The following is a 16,173-nucleotide window of genomic DNA, read 5'->3' as shown; positions in this document are numbered from 1 at the left end:
GATGAAAGTCGGCATAGTGATGGACCCCATAACGGCCATCAACACCAAGAAAGACACCAGCTTCGCCCTGGCCCTGGAAGCCCAGCGCCGCGGCCATCAGCTCTACTACCTGGAAATGCAGGACCTGATGCTGGAAGACGGCGAGCCCCTGGGGCACATGGCCGAACTGACGGTGCGCGACGATCCCAAGGACTACTTCAGCCTGGAAAAGGCCCAGACGGTGCCCCTCAAGGAGCTGGACATCATCTTGATGCGCAAGGATCCGCCCTTCGACGGCGAGTTCCTCTACGCCACCCAGATCCTCGAACTGGCCGAGCGCCATGGGGTCAGGGTGATCAACAAGCCCCAGAGCCTGCGCGACTGCAACGAGAAGCTGTTCACCGCCTGGTTCCCCCAGTTCACGCCGCCAACCCTGGTGACCCGCCGCAGCGACCGGCTGCGCGCCTTCCACGCCGAACACGGCGACGTCATCTTCAAGCCCCTGGACGGCATGGGCGGCGCCTCCATCTTCCGCTTGAAGCCAGACGAGGCCAACCTGGGGGTCATCATCGAGACCCTGACCCAGCACGGCAGCCGCTACTGCATGGCCCAGCAATACCTGCCGGCCATCAAGGACGGCGACAAGCGGGTGCTGGTGGTGGCCGGCAAGCCGGTGGAACATGTGCTGGCCCGCATTCCCCAGGGCGGCGAGAGCCGCGGCAATCTGGCCGCCGGCGGCCGGGGCGAAGTGCGGCCCATAAGCCCTGCCGAGCGCCAGATCGCCGAAACGGTGGGCCCTGAGCTGATGAAGCGCGGCCTCTACTTCGTGGGCCTGGATGTCATCGGCGACAAGCTCACCGAGATCAACGTCACCTCCCCCACCTGCGTGCGGGAGATCGAAGCGGCCACCGGCATCAACATCTGTGCCCGCCTCTTCGACGCCCTCGGGGCCTGAGCCTGGGCCCGGCCTTGAAAAAGGCCGGGCCAGTCCCCACATTTCACACATCAGCCGTTCTTGCCATAATTGGGGAAACGCCACCTTCGGTGCCGCTTATGCGTAGTCTGCAAAATCACTTCCTGATAGCGACTCCCGCCATGCGGGATCCTTTCTTCGCCCGCAGTGTCACCTACCTGTGCGAACACAACGACGAGGGCGCCATGGGCCTGGTGGTCAACCACCCGGTCAACATCACCCTCGTCGAGATGCTGCGCCAGCTGCAACTGGTGGACGAGCAGGAGGAGCCAGAACAGCTCCATGGCCGCTACGTCTATTCGGGCGGGCCCGTGAATCCCGAGAGGGGTTTCGTGATCCACAGTCCCAAGCGCGGCTTCAACGCCAGCCTGGAACTGGGGGGCGACATCATGGTCACCACCTCGGTGGACATCCTCTCCACCCTGGGCGGCGACCAGGGCCCAGAGCGCTTCATGGTGACCCTGGGCTACGCCGGCTGGGAGCCGGGCCAGTTGGAGAAGGAGCTGAACGACAATTCCTGGCTGTTGGTGCCGGCCGAACCGGGTTTTGCCCAGGAACTGCTGTTCAATACCCCGCCCTCCAAGCGCTGGGAGAAAGCCTGTGAGGAGCTGGGTTTCGACATCTGGCACCTTTCCAACGACGTAGGTCACGCCTGATGCCAAAGACCCTTATCGCCTTCGATCACGGTGCCAAGAGCATAGGTGTCGCCGTGGGCCAGGACATCACCGCCTCGGCCCAGCCCCTGGCCGCCCTCAAGGCCACTGACGGCCAGCCCAATTGGGAACAGGTGGAGAAAGTGCTCAAGGAATGGCAGCCGGACCTGCTGGTGGTGGGCCTGCCGCTGAACATGGACGGCACCGAGCAGAACACCACGGCCGCCGCCCGCAAGTTCGCCGGCCGCCTCCATGGCCGCTTCGGCCTGCCGGTAGAGACCCAGGACGAACGCTTGACCACGGCCTCGGCCCGGGAATGGCTGTTCGAGAACGGCGGCTTCCAGGCCCTGGAAAAAGGCAAGGTGGACTCGGTGTCGGCCTGTTTGATCCTCGAGTCCTGGTTCGAAAGCCAGTATTGAAAAAGCACTACTGAATGAGAAAGGGCGCCGGATGGCGCCCTTTTTGTTCAACGCTTGTCGATGGTGACGTTGTCGAGGGAGGTGGTCTTGCCGGTCTCGTTCTGGCTGAGCTTGATCATCAGGCGCAGATCGTTGGGGGAGTCGGCATAGTGCAGGGCGTCGGCATAGGTGATATCGCCGTGGGCATAGAGCTCGAACAGGCTGCGGTCGAAGGTCATCATGCCCAGCTCACGGGAACGCTCCATGGTGTCCTTGAGGAGATGGATGTCGCCCTTGCGGATCTGCTCAGACACCAGGGGCGAATGCAGCAGTACCTCTGTAGCCACCACCCGGCCTGTGCCGTCCCTTTTCGGGATCAACTGCTGGGCCACCACCGCCTTGAGGTTGAGGCTCATGTCGAACAGGAACTGGTCGTGCTTTTCCTTGGGCACCAGGTGCAACACCCGCTCCAACGCCTGGTTGGCGTTGTTGGCGTGCAGTGTGGCCATACAGAGGTGGCCCGTCTCGGCGAAGGCCAGGGCGAACTCCATGGTCTCCTGGCTGCGGATCTCCCCCAGCAGTATCACGTCAGGGGCCTGGCGCAGGCTGTTCTTCAGGGCCACATCGAAGGAGTCACAGTCGATGCCCACCTCCCTTTGGGTGATGATGCTGCGCTTGTGCTCATGGACGAATTCGATGGGGTCCTCGATGGTGACGATGTGGCCGCGGCTGTTCTCGTTGCGATAGCCGATCATGGCCGCCAGGGAGGTGGACTTACCCGTACCTGTGGCCCCCACCATCAACACCAGGCCGCGCTTGGTCATGACGATGTCCTTGAGGATGGGGGGCAGCCCCAGTTCCTCTATGGTGGGGATCTGGGTCTGGATGCGGCGCAGCACCATGCCGTCAGCGTCACGCTGGACGAAGGCCGACACCCGGAAGCGGCCTATGCCCTTGGCGGCGATGGCGAAGTTGGCGTCCTTGTGTTCATGGTATTGCGCCAGCTGCTTCTCGTTCATGACGCTCTCCACCATGGCCTTGGCCTCGGCCGCCGTCAGGCGCTGGTCCGCCACCGGGCGGATCTCGCCGTTGACCTTGACGCAGGGCGGCAGCCCAGAGGTGATGAAGAGATCCGAAGCGTTCAGTTCGCAGACGCGTTGCAGCAGGCTTTTCATGTCCATGGCCGGATCCTCAGAAGGCGTTCTTGTCTACCGCCTTGGCGCGGGCATCCAAGCGGTTGATCTGGTTGCGGCTGACCAGTTCCTTGAGGCACTGGTCCAGGGTCTGCATGCCGTGGGTCATACCGGTCTGGATGGCGGAATACATCTGGGCCACCTTGTCCTCGCGGATAAGGTTACGGATGGCCGGGGTGCCGATCATGATCTCGTGGGCCGCGATCCGGCCGCCGCCGGTCTTCTTCAGCAGCGTCTGGGAGATGACCGCCTGCAGGGATTCGGACAGCATGGAACGAACCATGGATTTCTCACCGGCAGGGAAGACGTCGATGATACGGTCGATGGTCTTGGCCGCGGAACTGGTGTGCAGGGTGCCGAACACCAGGTGGCCGGTTTCGGCGGCGGTCAGGGCCAGGCGGATGGTTTCCAAGTCCCGCATTTCACCGACTAGCACCACGTCCGGGTCTTCACGGAGCGCCGAGCGCAGGGCGTTGGAGAAGCTGTGGGTGTCGCGGTGTACTTCCCGCTGGTTGATCAGGCACTTCTTGTTTTCATGCACGAATTCGATGGGATCCTCGATGGTGAGGATATGGTCGTGGCGGTTGTCGTTGACATAGTCGATCATGGCCGCCAGGGTGGTGGACTTACCGGAGCCGGTGGGGCCCGTCACCAGCACCAGGCCACGCGGCTTGGTGACGATGTCCTTGAAGATGGCCGGGGCGCCCAGTTGGTCCAGCGTCAGCACCTTGGAAGGGATGGTCCTGAACACGGCGGCGGCGCCGCGGTTCTGGTTGTAGGCGTTGACACGGAAACGGGCCACGCCGGGGACTTCGAAGGAGAAGTCCACTTCCAGGGTTTCCTCGTAATCCTTGCGCTGCTTGTCATTCATGATGTCGTAGATCAGCGCATGCACTTCCTTGTGTTCCAAGGCAGGCAGGTTGATACGGCGCACGTCGCCGTCAACACGGATCATGGGCGGCACGCCCGCAGAGATGTGCAGGTCAGAGGCATTATGCTTGACGCTGAACGCCAGGAGTTCGGTAATATCCATCTTCTTGTTTTCACTCTAGACTGCGGGCCAACATGACAACCATAGCAGAACGCCTGAGCGCCGTTTCCCAGCGCATCAAAGCGGCGGCCCAGGATGCCGGCAGAAACCCGGATTCCGTAACCTTGCTTGCGGTCAGCAAGCGTAAACCCCTCAAGGATATAGAGGCGGCCCTGGCACTGGGGCTGAGGGCCTTCGGGGAAAATTATGTGCGCGAAGGCGTGGAAAAGATCCAAGGCCTTGCGCAATCCCGTCCCGGCCATGGTGCCCAGTGGCATTACATAGGCCCCATCCAGTCCAACAAGACAGCCCCCATAGCAGAGCATTTCGACTGGGTGCAGAGCCTGGACCGCGCCAAGCTGGCCCAGCGGCTGAACGACCAGCGGCCAAGCCACCTTAACCCCCTGCAGATCTGCATACAAGTGAACATCAGCGGCGAGTCAAGCAAGTCAGGCCTGGCCCCGGAAGAGGTGGAAACACTGGCCGCCCTGGTGGCTTCGCTGCCGCACCTTGAGCTACGCGGCTTGATGGCCATCCCCAAGGCGACGGACGACCAGGAAGAGCAGCATCGGCAGTTCGCCGCCATGAAAGCGCTCTTCGACAGGCTCAAGGAAAAGCACCCCCAGATAGACACTCTGTCCATGGGGATGAGTGGCGACCTGGAAGCGGCTATCATGGAGGGCGCCACTATGGTTCGCCTGGGTACCGCCCTCTTCGGCACCCGAACAGACTGAAAAGGTTGAACATGGAACAAAAACGCATCGCATTCATCGGCGCCGGCAACATGGCCGGGGCCATCATCGGCGGCCTGGTCGGCTCCGGCTATCCCGCCAGCCTCATCACCGCGTCCAACAGATCCGAGGGCAAGCTGGAAGCCCTGGCCGGCGAGTATGGCACCAACACCACCACCGACAACCTGGCGGCCGCCGCCGGCGCCGATGTGGTGGTGCTGGGGGTCAAGCCCAACATCATGGAAAAGGTCTGCCAGCAGCTGGCGGAGCTCAACGACGGCAAGCGCCTCTTCATCTCCATCGCCGCCGGCGTCACCCTGGACCACTTCGAGCGTTGGTTCGGCCGCCCCGTGCCGCTCATTCGCACCATGCCCAATACCCCTTCCCTGGTGGGCCTCGGCATGACCGGCCTCTACGCCGGCCAGGGTACCAACCAGGAAGACAAGGCCCTGGCCGACATGCTGATGCGGGCCGTGGGCAAGACCGCCTGGGTCAAGACAGAGCCTGAGCTGGACCACATCATCGCCGTGGCCGGCTCGGCCCCCGCCTATTTCTTCCTGTTCATGGAAGCCATGGAGGCCAAGGCCATAGAACTGGGCTTCGACCATGTCACGGCCCGCGAACTGGTCCAGCAGACCGCCTCCGGCGCCAGCGAGATGGTGCGCAGGCGCGACATGCCGATCCGCGAGCTGCGCCGCCAGGTCACCTCCCCGGGCGGCACCACCGCCAAGGCCATAGAGTCCTTCCAGGCCGCCGGCCTCGAAAAACTGGTGTCCGACGCCATGGACGCCGCCATATCCCGTGCCCGTGAAATGGCCAAGGAGCTTTAATGAATCCTTTTGTCTTCTTGATCGAAAGCCTCTTTGACCTCTATATCATGGTGGTGCTGCTGCGCATCTGGCTGCAATGGGCCAGGGCCGATTTCTACAACCCCTTCAGCCAGTTCGTGGTCAAGGCCACCCAGCCGGTAGTGCGCCCGCTGCGTAGGGTCATCCCAGCCCTGGGGCCCATAGACACCGCCTCGGTGCTTTTCGCCCTGGTTCTGATGGTCGTCAAGATTAGCCTGCTTACCCTGATTCAAAGCGGTGCTCTACTGCCCTTGATGCCGTTGCTGCTGGCCTCAGTGTTCAAGTTGGTCCATGATGCTTTTCAGCTCATTTTTTATGTTGTATTGGCAGGCGTGATCATGTCCTGGATCATGCAGGGCTACCATCCGGTGGCCGCCGCCCTCTACCAGCTCACAGAACCGCTGCTCAGGCCCATCCGCCGCATACTCCCCACCATGGGCGGCCTGGATTTCTCCCCCATGGTGTTGCTGTTTGGCTTGCAGTTCCTGCAATACGCCCTTGGTTACCTCCTCAGCTACGCCTTCCGATGAAGGCCTTCGAATGGCAGGGCCAGGATCTGGTCCTGCAGCTTTACGTCCAGCCCAAGGCCAGCCGGGATGCCTTCGCCGGCATCCATGGCGAGGAGCTGAAGCTGGCCATCACGGCGCCGCCGGTGGACGGCAAGGCCAACGAGCACATCCGCAAGTACCTGGCCAAGCAGTGCAAGATCGCCAAGGGCCAGGTGGAGATCGAAAAGGGGGAGCTGGGCCGGCACAAGCGCGTCAGGCTCAAAGGCCCCCTTCAGGTGCCCAAAGACTGGGATTGGCTTGAGTAAATCGCGCAAGCTGGCCGGTCTTATCCATACTAATGGACAGCTTAAGCACCATTGGAGGCTACCATGACCCTCTTCAGAGCCCTGGCCGTGATACTGCTGCTGGCCTGGCAGCTGCCGGCCAGCGCCGAGCAGATGATGAAGTTCGGCCAATATGATGTGCACTATCAGGCCCTGCCCACCACCTTCCTAACCCCCCAAGTCGCCTCGACCTACCATATAGAGCGCAGCCGTTATCAGGGGCTGGTGAACATAGCGGTGCTGGACTCAGGCAACAACCAGGCAGCGGTAGCCGCCGACCTCAAGGGCGAGGCCCGCAACCTGCTGGGCAATGTCATAGAGTTGAAGTTCAAGGAGATCAGGGAAGGCAACGCCATCTACTACATCGCCACCCTGCCCTACACCAACGAAGAGCGTTTCCGCTTCAGCATCGACATCACCCCGCCAGGGGGCAAGACCTTCACCCTCAAGTTCGAACAGCAGTTCTACGTGGACTGAGGTCAGGCAGGCTGCCTTATGCTATAGTGGCGCCCCGATTTTTGGAGGCGCCATGAGCAAGATTGTACTGGCAACCGGTAACGCCGGTAAGGTTCGCGAGCTGGATGCCATGCTCGCCCCGTTGAAACTGCACGTCGTCGCCCAGAGCGAATTCGAGGTGCCGGAAGTGGCCGAGACCGGCACCACTTTCGTGGAAAACGCCATCATCAAAGCCCGCCATGCCGCCCGTATCACAGGCCTGCCGGCCATCGCCGACGATTCCGGCCTGGTGGTGGACGCCCTGGGTGGCGCCCCCGGTATCTACAGCTCCCGTTACAGTGGCGAAGGCGCCACCGATGCGCGCAACATCGACAAGCTGATAGGGGAAATGCAGGACCTGCCCCAGGACGCCCGCAGCGCCCGCTTCTTCTGCTGCCTGGTCTACCTGCGCCACGCCGACGATCCCACCCCCATCATCTGCGAAGGGGCCTGGGAAGGCCGCATCGCCAGCAAGGCTCATGGCCAGGGCGGCTTCGGCTATGACCCCGTCTTCTTCGTGCCCAGCCTCGGCAAGACAGCCGCTGAGCTGAGCAAGGAAGAAAAGAACGCCGTCAGCCACCGCGGCCAGGCCTTGCGGGCCCTGCTGGCCCGCTTGGAGGCCTGAGTTGCTGCCGCCGCTGTCCCTCTATATCCACATCCCCTGGTGTGTGCAGAAGTGCCCTTACTGCGACTTCAACTCCCACGCCATCAAAGAGGGCATTCCCGAAGACGCCTACGTAGACGCCCTGCTCCATGACCTGGAGCAGGATCTGCCCCTGGCCGGCGGCCGGGCACTGCAAAGCATCTTCATCGGCGGCGGCACGCCCAGCGTCTTTTCGGCCCAAAGCATCGCCAGGCTGCTGGCCGGGGTCCGTGAGCGCATCGGCTTTAGCGACGACATCGAGATCACCCTGGAAGCCAACCCCGGCACTGTGGAAGCGGCCAAGTTCGAGGGTTTTGCCCAAGGTGGGGTGAACCGCCTCTCCATAGGGGTCCAGAGCCTGCAAAAAGACAAGCTCAACCTGCTGGGCCGCATCCATGGCCCGGATGAGGCTCTGAAAGCCGCCGCCTTGGCGGCCCAGTGCGGGGTCAGGAGCTTCAACCTCGACCTGATGCACGGCCTGCCGAACCAGCGCCTGGAAGATGCCCTGGAGGATCTCAAGCAAGCCATCGCCTGCAACCCAGCCCACCTCTCCTGGTACCAGCTCACCATAGAGCCCAATACCCTCTTCGCCAGCAAGCCGCCGGTGCTGCCTGACGACGATACCCTCTGGGCCATTCAGGAGGCGGGCCACGAGCTGCTGCTGGCCGCCGGTTACCGCCAGTACGAGATCTCCGCCTACGCCAAGCCGGGTTTCGAGGCCCGCCATAACCTCAACTACTGGCGCTTCGGGGACTACCTGGGCATCGGCTGCGGCGCCCATGGCAAGCTGACCCAGGAGGGCGGCGAGATCCTGCGTACCGTCAAGGTCCGCCACCCCAAGGGCTACCTGGACCCCAGCCGCGACTTCATGGATCAGCTCAACAAGGTGGAGGCCGAGGATCTGCCCTTCGAGTACTTCATGAACCGGCTGCGGCTCTTCGAAGACGTACCCAAGGCCGAGTTCGAGGCCCGCACAGGCCTGCCGCTGGCCGAGGCCCAGGTGCTGCTGGCAGATGCCGTCAAGCGCGGCATGATGGTGGAGACCGACAGCCATTGGCAGGTCACGGAACAGGGCCACCGCTACCTGAACCAACTGCTCGCCTCATTTCTGTAACTTTTCATATACCGAGGTCAACAAAGGGCGGTGCCATGGGTTAACATGGCGCCAGTCCCAGCCTTGAGATCGGAGCCCAGATGTCCTTCACCAAGAGCCTGCCTGCCCTGGCACTGACCGCCCTATTGGCCGGCTGCGCCCAAAGCCCTGCCCGGCCCCCTGTACCCAAGGTGCTGACCACCGCGCAGACCCACGAGAAGGCCCAGGCCCTGTTCCAGGCCTATTTCGACGCCGAAGTGGCCGCCAGCCCCATGTGGCAGACCGAGCTGGGCATGAACTCCAACAAGGACAAATGGGACGATATCTCCGATCACGCCGACAACGACAAGGTGGCCAGGGCCAAACTGATGCTGGACCGGCTTGGGCAACTGGACGCGGGCAAGCTGGACGACCAGGACAGGCTCAGCCTGGCTTTGCTCCAGCAGCAGCTCAAGGACACCCTAGCCGGGGACAAGTGGCGCCACTACGATTACCCCGTCAACCAGATGTATGGCTGGCAGAGCGAGCCCGTCGCGTTCCTCATCAATTCCCACAACATCGAGAACAAGGAAGACGCCCTCGCCTATATCCGCCGCCTCAACAGGCTGCCCTTCCTGTTCAAGCAACTCGAGGCCCAGCTCAAGGAACGGGCCGACGAGGGCATCATAGCCCCGGCCTTCGTCTTCCAGCATGTGGAGGATGACATCCAGAACCTGCTGAAGGGGGTGCCCTTCGAACGCGAAGGCGAGGACAACGTCATACTGGCCGACTTCAAGGCCAAGGTGGCCAAGGTGGACGGCCTCAACCCATTCCGCCTCACCTCCGATGTCAGCCTGGCCCTGAGGGCCAAGGTGGGGCCGGCCTACCGGCACCTGCTGGGGGTCGTCAAGGAGCTGGCCGCCAAGGCCGACGACAGGGATGGGGTCTGGAAGCTGCCCGATGGCGACGCCTTCTACGACTGGCGCCTCAAGGAGATCACCACCACCAATCTCAGCGCCCAGCAGATCCACGACCTGGGGCTCAAGCAGGTGGCCCGGATCCAGAAGGAGATGGAAGCCATCAAGGACAAGGTGGGCTTCAGAGGGGATCTCAAGGCCTTCTTCGAGCACATGCGCACCGATCCGCGCTTCTATTACCCCAATGACGAGGCCGGTCGCGCCCGCTACCTCAAGGAAGCCACCGCCCTTATCGACGACATGAAAGGCCGGCTGCCCCAGCTGTTCGGGCTGATGCCCAAGGCCGAAATCGACGTCAAGGCGGTGGAAGCCTTCCGGGAGAAGAGCGCCGGCAAGGCCTTCTACCAAGGCCCTGCGCCGGACGGCTCCCGCCCCGGCCGCTACTACGTCAACCTCTACAACATGAAGGACATGCCCAGCTACCAGATGGCGGCCCTGGCCTACCATGAGGGCATTCCCGGCCACCACATGCAGATCGCCCTGGCCCAGGAACTCAAAGGCATCCCCATGTTCCGCCGTTACGGCGACTACACCGCCTATATCGAAGGTTGGGGCCTCTATGCCGAGGAAGTGCCCAAGGAGATCGGCCTCTACCAGGATCCCTATGCCGATTTCGGCCGCCTGGCCATGGAGCTGTGGCGGGCCTGCCGCCTGGTGGTGGATACCGGTATCCACCGCCAGCACTGGAGCCGCCAGCAGGCCATCGACTACCTGCTGGCCAACACCCCCAATCCCAAAGGGGACGTGGTCAAGGCGGTGGAACGCTACATAGTGATGCCGGGCCAGGCCACCGCCTACATGGTAGGCAAGCTCAAGATCATGGCCCTGAGGAACAAGGCCCGCCAGGCCCTGGGTGACAAGTTCGACATCCGCGCCTTCCACGACCAGGTGTTGATGAACGGCCCCTTGCCTCTCAATGTGCTGGAGCAGCGGATAGACGCCTGGATCGCCAAACAAATCCATTGATTTGTAATGGTTTTTCAGTAAGCTCGGACAGGCAAAAGGCAAGATAAGGAGCAGTAAGATGCCTGGGACACCGCAGGAAAACCAACAACCAGAACCGGATCAGCCGGGAGATAAGCAGCCGGGCTGAGTCAGTGGCATTCCATCTCGATCCAGGCTCCATAGTGGGCCTGTTCAATGACAGTGCGCTGGGGTTTATCACCCTGGCGCTGCTTTGCTCTAGGACCGAGCGGCGGCTGGCGCTGCTGATCCTGGGCAACTACCTGCTCTACTACCTGGTGCTCTTCTGCCTAGTCCATTTCGTCAATGGCTCCCTGATCCCGAAGATCAGCCCCTCGGGCTATTACCTGGCCAATGCCGGCCGGGAGGTGGTGATACTGGCCTTCCTGCTGGATGCCTTAATGCACCGTCCACAGAGGTCTCTATGGTACCAAGCTTACCTCGGAGTCTTGGGCACCTCCCTTGGCGCCAACATGATAATGGCGTTGGTGGCCGCCCAAGAGTTGAGCCCAGGCATGGCCTGGGCTGGCGGCTTCAGGGCCATCCACTACCATATCAACCAGTGCATTCCCTTGGCAGAAATCATCATAGCCTGGGGCAGCAGCGACAACCCCATCAGCCGCTACCTGGGCCGGTGCAGGGCAAACAAAAAAGCCGTCCAGGCCACAATGCCTGACAGTCCCCGTTGACCGGGGACGGGATAATCAAGAGACTAGGGGCAGTTTAGTCCCTGCTTATGGAGCCCCCTTGGGCGATTACCTGAACCTGATGGCCGTGTGCCTGGTTGGCCTGGCGGCCCTGACCGCCAGGAAAGAGCGCCGCCTGCCGCTGATGATCCTGGCCAACTACGCCATTTACGGCCTGCTGGTGCTGCTGTCCGACGACTATGAGAACGGCGTGCTCTTTGGCGATCAGGATGTCTTCGGGCTCTGGTACCTGGCCAACGCCCTGCGGGACCTGGTGATCCTGGCCTTCGTCTTCGAAGGTTTGCTCAAGGCCCACCAAGGGCGCCTGCCCTACTGGGGCTATCTGGGGGTGGTCTCCCTGTCCCTGGCCACCAGCCTGGTGCTGACCCTCTCCGACCTCACCGACAACGAATACCTGGGGGACATGATCTTCAAGGTCCTCTACCTGACTCCCTTTGCCGAGATAGCCCTGGCCTGGTGGGGCAGTGACAACATCCTCAACCGCAACTACAGCACCCGCCCGGCAGGACGCCATGCCGTGGCTATTCAGTGAGTTCCTGAAACTCGGCCTTATCGCCTTCGGCGGCCCCGCCGCCCATATCGCCTGGTTCCAGCGCCGCTTCGTCCAGGAACTGGGCTGGCTTTCACAAGAACGCTTCAACGAGTTGCTGGCCCTCTGCCAGTTGCTGCCAGGGCCCACCTCCAGCCAGTTGGGCATGGCCATAGGCCATGAAAGGCAAGACTGGCCAGGAGCTATCGCCGCCTTTATCGGTTTCACCCTGCCCAGCGCCCTGCTGATGCTGGCCGCAGGCTCGGGGCTATCCTGGCTGCTGGGCTGGCCAGGGGCCTTGGGCCTGGTCCAGGGCCTCAAGCTGCTGGCGGTGCTGATCGTCGCCCAGGCCCTCGCCGCCATGGCAAGGAGCCTGCTCCAGGGAACCTTGGCCCAATGCCTGATGTTGGGCTGCCTGGCGGTGCTACTGCTCAAGGGGGCCGCCTGGCAGCTGCCGCTGCTGGCCCTTTGCGCCTTGGCAGGGGCCCTCTGGTTGCGGCAAGGAGAGCAAGCTAGCCAGGCGTCGTTTCGCCTGGATTGGCGCCTGCCGGTGGCCCTGGCACTGGTCACGGCGCTGGCAATGCTGCCCCTGGCCGGCACCGGCGAGCTGGTGCGCACCGGCGCCCTGGTCTTCGGTGGCGGCCATGTGGTGCTGCCGCTGCTGGCTGACACCGCCATGGTCCGCGACGGCATGAACGAGTCCGGCTTCCTGGCCGGCTATGGCCTGGCCCAGGCCCTGCCCGGGCCGCTCTTTTCCTTCGCGGCCTATATCGGCAGCGCCTCGAGCATGGGACCGGGCGGCTTGGCCGGTGGCCTGCTGGCGCTGCTGGCCATCTACCTGCCGTCCTTCCTGCTGCTCTGGGGCTTGCTGCCCAACTGGCAACAGCTGCGCCGCCTTACCTGGCTGCAAGGGGCCATCAGGGGCGCCAATGCCGCCGTCATCGCCTTCCTCGGCCAGGTCTGGTACCAGAGCCTGCTCCAAGGCAGCGTCACCGACAACAAAAGCGCCGCCCTGCTGGTGGCGGGGGCGGCGCTCTTGTATGTGCTCAAACTGCCGGCCTGGTTGATGGCATTGCTGGCCGGCCTGGCGGGCGCTGCGCTTCTTAGTTGAGGATCTCCACCCAACCGTTGAAGCTCTGCTTGAAGCCTTCCTCCTGGGCATCCAGGGCAGTGATCTGGGTACAGAGGGCGTCGCCCTGGGCGCCCAGCTCGTCACCCATGGCATCGGCTTCCTTCTCAATCTTATCGGCCTTGGCTTGGATGCCATCGGCCCAGGCCTGGACATTCTCTTCCATGCTGCCGTCGCCGCTGGCCATGGCTTTGCCCAGCTGCATGAAGATGTTGCCCATGGACTTCTTGACGGCGCTCTCGATGCGCGCATCGAAGTCCTTGCCCAGGAAATTGTCCTCGTCGCCATCCCAGGCGCCGGCCTTGATGTGCCAGCTGCCGTCCTGCTGGTAGAGCTGGCCCTTGAGGTGGGTCCTGGCCTCGGCCAGCCCCTCGCCCACTTCATCGGCGGCGTCCTGGCCGGCAATGTCATGCAGCACGTTTTGGGTCACCTTGTCCGCCAGGTCGATGGCCTTGAGCGCCAGCTCGGCCCCTTTGCTGGCGCTGTCGGCCAGGCTGTGGCTGAAGCTCTCCAGCTGCTGGCGCTGGCTGTCGCTCAAGGGCTGGTCCTTGCCGTCTATGGTCAGCTTGCCCTGTTCGAACACCATCAGCGGCCGGCTCTTGTCCTCGACCCGGAAGCCTTTGCCGGACAGCACCAGATCATGGGCAATGCTGAGGTTGCAGACCTTGCCGTCGTCGGTATCGATATGGTGGGACTTGGCACTGGCGAGGGTGCTCAGAGCCAGTAAAGGCAGGGCAATTATCATCTTGTTCATGTCGCGCTCCTTGGCTATTTACCCTTGGTCTCAATCAAGGGCCGTGCCAACAGATAAAACGCATTTAAAACATAATGTTGAAATAAGAACCTCGCATGACAGCTGGCGAAGTTCACCAGTTTTTAGCGAAATAAAAAAGGGAGGCATAGCCTCCCTTTGTCAGTCGATGCGCTCGAACATCAGGTCCCAGACCCCGTGGCCCAGGCGTTCCCCCCTGGCCTCGAACTTGGTCTTGGGCCTGTAGTCCGGGCAGGGCACATAGTCGCCACTGGCCGATTGGTTCTTGAAGCCGGGCGCCGCGCTCATCACTTCCAGCATATGCTCGGCATAGTTCTCCCAGTCGGTCGCCATGTGGAAGACGCCGCCTATGGCCAGCTTGCCTCTCAGGGCCTGGACGAATTCGGGCTGCACTATGCGGCGCTTGTGGTGGCGCTTCTTGTGCCAGGGGTCGGGGAAGAACAGCTGCACCCGCTGCAGGCTGGCGTCGGGGATGTTGTCGGCCAGCACTTCCACGGCATCGTGCTCGAACACCCGCAGGTTGCTGATGCCGGCCTCGCTTGCTGCCATCAGGCAGGCGCCGACGCCGGGCTTGTGCACCTCTATACCGATGAAGTTCAGATCGGGGGCGGCCTGGGCCATTTCCACCAGGCTCTTGCCCATACCGAAGCCGATCTCCAGCACCACGGGGTTGGCGTTGCCGAAGACCTCGGCCAGGTCCAAGAGGCCCATGCCATGTTCCAGCCCTATGGCCGGCCACTGGCTTTCCAGGGCGTGGGACTGGCCCTTGGTCAGGCGCCCTTCACGGCGCACGAAGCTGCGGATCTTACGCAGGTAAGGCGTACTTTCGGCGTTTTGCTCGGACATGGAGGGCTCCTGTGTTTTGGGGCCGGCATTATCGCTACAATACGGGCCCATTTCCAGACTGAAGATCCGCCATGACCTTTGCCGAGCGGGTGGTTGCCTGGTACCACCAACATGGCCGCAAGACCCTGCCCTGGCAGCAGCAAAAGACCCCTTACAAGGTCTGGGTGTCCGAGATCATGCTGCAGCAGACCCAGGTGGCCACCGTCATCCCTTATTTCGAGCGTTTCATGGCCCGTTTTCCGGACCTGAACACCCTGGCCGACGCCCCCCAGGACGAGGTGCTGCATCACTGGACAGGCCTGGGCTACTACGCCCGGGCCCGCAACCTGCACAAGGCCGCCCAGGCCATCCGCGACCAGTACGGCGGCCAGTTCCCGCAAAGCATAGAAGCAGTGCAGGCCCTGCCCGGGGTGGGGCGCTCCACCGCCGGCGCCATCCTGTCCCTGTCCCTGGGCCAGGACCACGCCATACTGGATGGCAACGTCAAGCGGGTGCTGGCCCGCCATCAGCAGGTGGATGGCTGGCCCGGCAACAAGAAAGTGCATGACGGACTCTGGGACATCGCCGAGGCTTTCACTCCCAGTAAAGAGGTCACGGCCTACAACCAGGCCATGATGGACCTGGGGGCCATGATCTGCACCCGCTCCAAACCCCAGTGCGAAGCCTGCCCTGTGGCCGCCGACTGCGGCGCCCGCCAGCAGGGCCGCCAGGCCGACTACCCCGGCAAAAAACCCAAGAAGAGCCTGCCGGTCAGGACCACCACCATGCTGCTGCTGAAGAAGGGCGGCGAGATACTGCTGTTGCAAAGGCCCCCCGCCGGCCTCTGGGGCGGCCTCTACTGCCCGCCGGAAAGCGAGGACATCGGCGCCTGGCTGGATGACCATCAACTGGTGGCCAGCCGCCAGCAGCCGCTGGCGCCCTTCCGCCACACCTTCAGCCACTTCCACCTGGACATCAGCCCTGTGCTGCTGGAAGTGGAAGAAGCCCCCGGGGCCGTCATGGAAGCCGATGGCAGCCTCTGGTATAACTTGGCCCAGCCGCAGGCCGTGGGCCTGGCCGCCCCTACCAGCAAACTGCTGACGCTACTGAGAACAGAGGAAAGCCGATGAGCCGCACCCTATTTTGCGCCTATCTCAACAAAGAAGCCGAAGGCCTGGACTTCCAGCTCTACCCCGGCGAACTGGGCAAGCGCATCTTCGACAACATCTCCAAGGAGGCCTGGGCGCTCTGGCAGAAAAAACAGACCATGCTGATCAACGAGAAGAAGTTGAACATGATGGATGCCGAGCACCGCAAGTTCCTGGAGCAGGCCATGATCGGCTTCCTGTTCGAGGGCAAGGACCCGGAAATCGAGGGTTATACCCCCCCTTCCGCCTGATTTTGCTCAGCCTTTGAGCAAACAG

General features: G+C 62.6%; 20 protein-coding genes. 16 read left to right on the top strand and 4 right to left on the bottom strand.

The window, feature by feature from the left end:
* The first annotated feature begins 1 nt into the window (after window position 1).
* From gshB to ruvX, 3 genes are all read left to right on the top strand, one after another.
* Entirely contained in the window at window positions 2-934 is a 933-nt protein-coding gene (gshB, locus tag PVT67_RS02745; protein ID WP_301497568.1) for a glutathione synthase, read from the top strand.
* Window positions 935-1,032: 98 nt separating this feature from the next.
* Window positions 1,033-1,608 (top strand): YqgE/AlgH family protein, encoded by a 576-nt coding sequence (locus PVT67_RS02740; protein ID WP_301497565.1) that lies wholly within the window; start codon window positions 1,033-1,035, stop codon window positions 1,606-1,608.
* A complete protein-coding gene (gene ruvX / locus PVT67_RS02735) occupies window positions 1,608-2,024 on the top strand; it encodes a Holliday junction resolvase RuvX (protein ID WP_419181024.1) in 417 nt (138 codons plus the stop codon). The genes PVT67_RS02740 and ruvX overlap by 1 nt, the downstream gene beginning before the upstream one ends.
* 47 nt (window positions 2,025-2,071) lie before the next feature.
* Here ruvX and PVT67_RS02730 read toward each other — a convergent pair whose 3' ends face one another.
* The gene (locus PVT67_RS02730) at window positions 2,072-3,184 is read right to left on the bottom strand and encodes a PilT/PilU family type 4a pilus ATPase (protein WP_301497563.1); all 1,113 of its coding nucleotides are present in this window, start codon (window positions 3,182-3,184) and stop codon (window positions 2,072-2,074) included.
* A gap of 10 nt (window positions 3,185-3,194) precedes the next feature.
* Window positions 3,195-4,229 carry a type IV pilus twitching motility protein PilT gene (locus tag PVT67_RS02725; protein ID WP_301497560.1) on the bottom strand — a complete coding sequence of 345 codons (1,035 nt, stop codon included), beginning with the start codon at window positions 4,227-4,229 and terminating at the stop codon, window positions 3,195-3,197.
* Between the two features lie 32 nt (window positions 4,230-4,261).
* Here PVT67_RS02725 and PVT67_RS02720 point away from each other — a divergent pair, with 32 nt between their 5' ends.
* The 11 genes from PVT67_RS02720 to chrA all read left to right on the top strand — a co-directional run bounded on the left by PVT67_RS02720 (window position 4,262) and on the right by chrA (window position 13,134).
* On the top strand, window positions 4,262-4,960 hold the full coding sequence (locus PVT67_RS02720) for a YggS family pyridoxal phosphate-dependent enzyme (RefSeq protein WP_301497558.1): 699 nt from the start codon (window positions 4,262-4,264) through the stop codon (window positions 4,958-4,960).
* 11 nt (window positions 4,961-4,971) lie between these two features.
* Window positions 4,972-5,787 carry a pyrroline-5-carboxylate reductase gene (gene proC / locus PVT67_RS02715; protein ID WP_301497556.1) on the top strand — a complete coding sequence of 272 codons (816 nt, stop codon included), beginning with the start codon at window positions 4,972-4,974 and terminating at the stop codon, window positions 5,785-5,787.
* A complete protein-coding gene (locus tag PVT67_RS02710) occupies window positions 5,787-6,335 on the top strand; it encodes a YggT family protein (protein ID WP_301497554.1) in 549 nt (182 codons plus the stop codon). Before proC ends, PVT67_RS02710 begins: the two co-directional genes overlap by 1 nt.
* The gene (yggU, locus tag PVT67_RS02705; protein WP_301497552.1) at window positions 6,332-6,619 is read left to right on the top strand and encodes a DUF167 family protein YggU; all 288 of its coding nucleotides are present in this window, start codon (window positions 6,332-6,334) and stop codon (window positions 6,617-6,619) included. Before PVT67_RS02710 ends, yggU begins: the two co-directional genes overlap by 4 nt.
* Before the next feature lie 63 nt (window positions 6,620-6,682).
* Window positions 6,683-7,114 (top strand): DUF4426 domain-containing protein, encoded by a 432-nt coding sequence (locus tag PVT67_RS02700; protein ID WP_301497550.1) that lies wholly within the window; start codon window positions 6,683-6,685, stop codon window positions 7,112-7,114.
* 52 nt (window positions 7,115-7,166) lie between these two features.
* Window positions 7,167-7,757 (top strand): XTP/dITP diphosphatase, encoded by a 591-nt coding sequence (locus PVT67_RS02695; protein WP_301497548.1) that lies wholly within the window; start codon window positions 7,167-7,169, stop codon window positions 7,755-7,757.
* 4 nt (window positions 7,758-7,761) lie between these two features.
* Complete coding sequence (hemW, locus tag PVT67_RS02690) at window positions 7,762-8,889, top strand: radical SAM family heme chaperone HemW (RefSeq protein ID WP_301499630.1); 1,128 nt, start codon at window positions 7,762-7,764, stop codon at window positions 8,887-8,889.
* 80 nt (window positions 8,890-8,969) lie between these two features.
* Window positions 8,970-10,790, top strand: coding sequence for a DUF885 domain-containing protein (locus PVT67_RS02685; protein WP_301497545.1), 1,821 nt, complete (start codon window positions 8,970-8,972; stop codon window positions 10,788-10,790).
* Between the two features lie 131 nt (window positions 10,791-10,921).
* Window positions 10,922-11,476: a hypothetical protein gene (locus PVT67_RS02680; RefSeq protein WP_301497543.1), complete on the top strand. Its 555-nt coding sequence runs from the start codon at window positions 10,922-10,924 to the stop codon at window positions 11,474-11,476.
* Window positions 11,477-11,534: 58 nt separating this feature from the next.
* On the top strand, window positions 11,535-12,026 hold the full coding sequence (locus tag PVT67_RS02675; protein WP_301497541.1) for a hypothetical protein: 492 nt from the start codon (window positions 11,535-11,537) through the stop codon (window positions 12,024-12,026).
* Window positions 12,007-13,134, top strand: a complete 1,128-nt coding sequence (gene chrA, locus PVT67_RS02670; protein ID WP_301497538.1) for a chromate efflux transporter — start codon at window positions 12,007-12,009, stop codon at window positions 13,132-13,134. Before PVT67_RS02675 ends, chrA begins: the two co-directional genes overlap by 20 nt.
* Here the strand turns inward: chrA and PVT67_RS02665 are convergent.
* Together PVT67_RS02665 and trmB are read right to left on the bottom strand one after the other, a co-directional pair.
* The gene (locus PVT67_RS02665; protein ID WP_301497536.1) at window positions 13,127-13,906 is read right to left on the bottom strand and encodes a DUF2884 family protein; all 780 of its coding nucleotides are present in this window, start codon (window positions 13,904-13,906) and stop codon (window positions 13,127-13,129) included. The two genes, chrA and PVT67_RS02665, sit on opposite strands and share 8 nt — an antisense overlap.
* A gap of 159 nt (window positions 13,907-14,065) precedes the next feature.
* The gene (gene trmB / locus PVT67_RS02660; RefSeq protein WP_301497534.1) at window positions 14,066-14,770 is read right to left on the bottom strand and encodes a tRNA (guanosine(46)-N7)-methyltransferase TrmB; all 705 of its coding nucleotides are present in this window, start codon (window positions 14,768-14,770) and stop codon (window positions 14,066-14,068) included.
* Between the two features lie 71 nt (window positions 14,771-14,841).
* Between trmB and mutY the strand changes: the two genes are divergently transcribed.
* Together mutY and PVT67_RS02650 are read left to right on the top strand one after the other, a co-directional pair.
* Window positions 14,842-15,879 (top strand): A/G-specific adenine glycosylase, encoded by a 1,038-nt coding sequence (gene mutY, locus PVT67_RS02655; protein ID WP_301497531.1) that lies wholly within the window; start codon window positions 14,842-14,844, stop codon window positions 15,877-15,879.
* Window positions 15,876-16,148 carry an oxidative damage protection protein gene (locus PVT67_RS02650; RefSeq protein ID WP_301497529.1) on the top strand — a complete coding sequence of 91 codons (273 nt, stop codon included), beginning with the start codon at window positions 15,876-15,878 and terminating at the stop codon, window positions 16,146-16,148. Before mutY ends, PVT67_RS02650 begins: the two co-directional genes overlap by 4 nt.
* Window positions 16,149-16,173: the final 25 nt, after the last annotated feature.

Source organism: Gallaecimonas kandeliae (assembly GCF_030450055.1).
In the GTDB taxonomy this organism is placed as follows: domain Bacteria; phylum Pseudomonadota; class Gammaproteobacteria; order Enterobacterales; family Gallaecimonadaceae; genus Gallaecimonas; species Gallaecimonas kandeliae.
This window is presented reverse-complemented; position numbering and strand designations above follow the sequence as displayed.